Origin of the sequence: Actinomyces oris, assembly GCF_006546825.1 — a bacterium.
In the GTDB taxonomy this organism is placed as follows: domain Bacteria; phylum Actinomycetota; class Actinomycetes; order Actinomycetales; family Actinomycetaceae; genus Actinomyces; species Actinomyces oris.
Genome location: NZ_VICC01000010.1, coordinates 1 through 2648, shown reverse-complemented (window position 1 = coordinate 2648; position 2648 = coordinate 1). Strand labels below are relative to the sequence as shown.

2 protein-coding genes and 1 pseudogene are annotated in these 2648 nt (G+C 66.1%); 1 reads left to right on the top strand and 2 read right to left on the bottom strand.

Features of this window, described 5'->3' with window-relative positions; all coding sequences use genetic code 11:
* Positions 1–208 precede the first annotated feature (208 nt).
* The gene (locus FK267_RS12875; RefSeq protein WP_232622419.1) at positions 209–571 is read left to right on the top strand and encodes a hypothetical protein; all 363 of its coding nucleotides are present in this window, start codon (positions 209–211) and stop codon (positions 569–571) included.
* 22 nt (positions 572–593) lie between these two features.
* Here FK267_RS12875 and FK267_RS12870 read toward each other — a convergent pair whose 3' ends face one another.
* The gene (locus tag FK267_RS12870) at positions 594–1892 is read right to left on the bottom strand and encodes a low temperature requirement protein A (protein ID WP_141407443.1); all 1299 of its coding nucleotides are present in this window, start codon (positions 1890–1892) and stop codon (positions 594–596) included.
* A gap of 147 nt (positions 1893–2039) precedes the next feature.
* Positions 2040–2648 (bottom strand): annotated as a pseudogene (locus FK267_RS13870) (IS1634 family transposase); the annotation flags it as partial.

Below are 2648 nucleotides of genomic sequence, written 5' to 3'. Positions count from 1 at the left end.
CGGCCCAGGGACGCGTACAAGGTGTTGCGGTGAGCCGGGAACGACCACCCCACCCCCACAATCCCAACGAAAAACCCCACCCTGAAACACAAACCACCCCAACCCGTGCAACTCAGGATGGAAGCATCTACGGCCCATTCGCCGCTATTACTGCTGGCTCATCTCGAAGATAGAGGGCTTCCCGCCGACGCCGCTGACCATGGACACCATGCCGTTGTCATCCGTCGAGTGCGCCTACCTTCTGGCGGAGCAGAGGCGGCTGCGCCGTCCTGACCTGCCGCCCGCTGTGGGGCCGGTGCCCGACCCGTCTTCCAATGAGCAGCTCACCGTGCTGGAAGTGGATAACCGGGTCGATATGGCCGAGGCGTTGGACTGCCTGTATCGGAAATACCTCGAGCAATCCAGAAGAGCCGGGCTCATCCCTCCCGCCAATGCTCCCGACGGGGATCCTTCGCCGGACGGCGCGGATGGCGGCAGCGCTGAGAAGAGCTGGTCAGGCGGGGTGCTGCGGGTCCTTCGGGACGGGAGCGGTTGTGTCGGTGGGCTGGTGGGCTTGTGCGGTTATTCGTAGGGCTGTGCGATGAATCGGCGGTCTATGCATCGACCTCCAGGCGCTTGTGCATATCCCGAGACCCCACGGTCTCCACGCCGGCCACGTTAATCCATGGTGCCAGGACGATGACTGCCAGGCAGGCTGCGAAGGGGACGCCGGCCAGGGACAGGAGCACCGACCCGGCCAGGGCCGCGATGGTCAGGCCCAGCATGAGTTGGTAGATGCGCCCCAGGGCGCGCAGGTTCACCGCGACCACGAGTGCGTACAGGATGATGACGAACACGGCCATGGGTACTGCGACGCTCAGGACGGCGCCGGTGGACGAGATCACTGCGTGTCCTTCCTCGCGCAGGGCGGCGACGTGCAGGCCCGCCCCGATCGCTGCCAGGGAGGCGAAGAGGATGAAGTGGACGTAGGCGACCGTCACGGCCCTGGTGGGGTGCTTGTGGAGGACCTGGCCGAAGGGCACCTCGAAGTAGACCCACCACAGTCCTAGCGCGATCGAGACTCCTGAGGCCAGGACTACCACGGCGGAGGCCGACCAGCCGTGCTCGGTGTACAGAGTGGTTACGGACTGCGCGGTTCCCACCAGCACCTCGCCCAGGGTGATGATCGTCAACAGGCCGAAGCGCTCGGCCAGGTGATGAGGGTGCCAGCCCATGTGGTCGTAGCGGCGCACGAGGTGCATCGGCACCGCCAACTCCATGGTGAACAGCAGGACCGAGACGATGAAGAGCGACAGGGCGTTGAGGTGGACGAAGAGCGTGCCGACCCACAGCACCTGGGCCAGTGCGATCCACAGGGCGTGGATCCGGCAGGCGCGGGCCTGGTCCGGGTTGGCCCGCGCGGCCCGCAGCCACAGCGCGACCAGCGAGACCCTCATGACCACGTACCCGACCACTATGTTGCCGGAGTGCAGCTGCCATCCGTGCTCGAAGCCCTCGTAGAGCGCGGGGATGCCCGTGGTCATCATGATGACGCCCACCATCTGGACCGCGACTCCCGACCGCACGCCCCAGTCGTCGGTGTCGTAGGAGGAGGCGAAGCTGGAGTAGCTCATCCAGGCCCAGATCGTGCAGAACTGGACGAAGCCGAAGGCAGCCAGCCCCGCCGCCACATGCCCGGAGGCCAGGGCATGCGCCATCTGGACGCCGTTGACGCCGAAGGCGATCACCAGGGTCAGGTCGTAGAGGAGCTCCAGGGTGGTGGCCACCCGGTGCTCCTCGTGCGGGTCGCGTGAGCGCATGGGCGTCAGGGAGTGCAGGAAGCGGCCCGCGGTCGCAGAAGGGGGTACTGCAGTTGCTGAACGGGGTGCGTCGGTTGCGCTGGTATCGGTCATGAGGAGTGTTCCTGTCGGCAGACACGTGGGCGGGCGGTTCTCGGGCGGTGTTGAAGATATCCGCTGTTCGACTACTGGGCGTCAGCAAGGTTATCGTGAGCAGCATATTGTGCGTCCCAGGGAAGTCGAACCTGAGTTGCACAGTTTTTAGTGCCCTGTTGGGATGCTCAGGGCGGTGAGGATTTCTTCGGCTTCGGGGGTCAGGGGGTCGGCGGCGGTGAGGTGGTGGCCGTTGAGGTTGATGCTGATCCCGGTGGTGTCCTGGAGGTGTCGGGCGATGGCCAGGGCGGCCATGACCACGGTCAGGTGCGCCTCGATGGCATCGCGGGTGTGGTGGAAGACGGGGCGGGCTCTCAGGTCGTGCTTGCTCATCGGCGAAGGACTGCCCGGGCGTGCCACAGCTCGTGATTCGAGGAGACGACCTCACCGGCGCCCATCAGGCGGGACGGAACGAAAGGTGGCGTAGCCTTTGAGCCCGACCAGGGAACGGGCCCTGGTGATGGATGCCTCATCGAGGACCTGATCGCCTTGATGGACAGTGACAAACCGCGTGCCCTTAGGGCGCTTCTCGCCGGCGACGGATGGCCCGGGCGCGGTTGGCCTGGGCGGTCAGGGTCTGGTTGTCCCTGGCGGCGCGCTTCTTGGAGTAGGCCCAGATGGCCCTCCATGAGCCCGGGTGGGTGTGCGGATCCCACACCGGCTCGGCCTTGCGGCTCTTGTCCCGCTCGCTCCTGGAGCCCCTCCTGGGGGTGATGG

Coding starts and splice junctions, on each gene's coding strand:
- FK267_RS12875 (WP_232622419.1), top strand. CDS start 209: ATGCCGTTGTCATCCGTCGAGTGCGCCTACCTTCTGGCGGAGCAGAGG.
- FK267_RS12870 (WP_141407443.1), bottom strand. CDS start 1,892: ATGACCGATACCAGCGCAACCGACGCACCCCGTTCAGCAACTGCAGTA.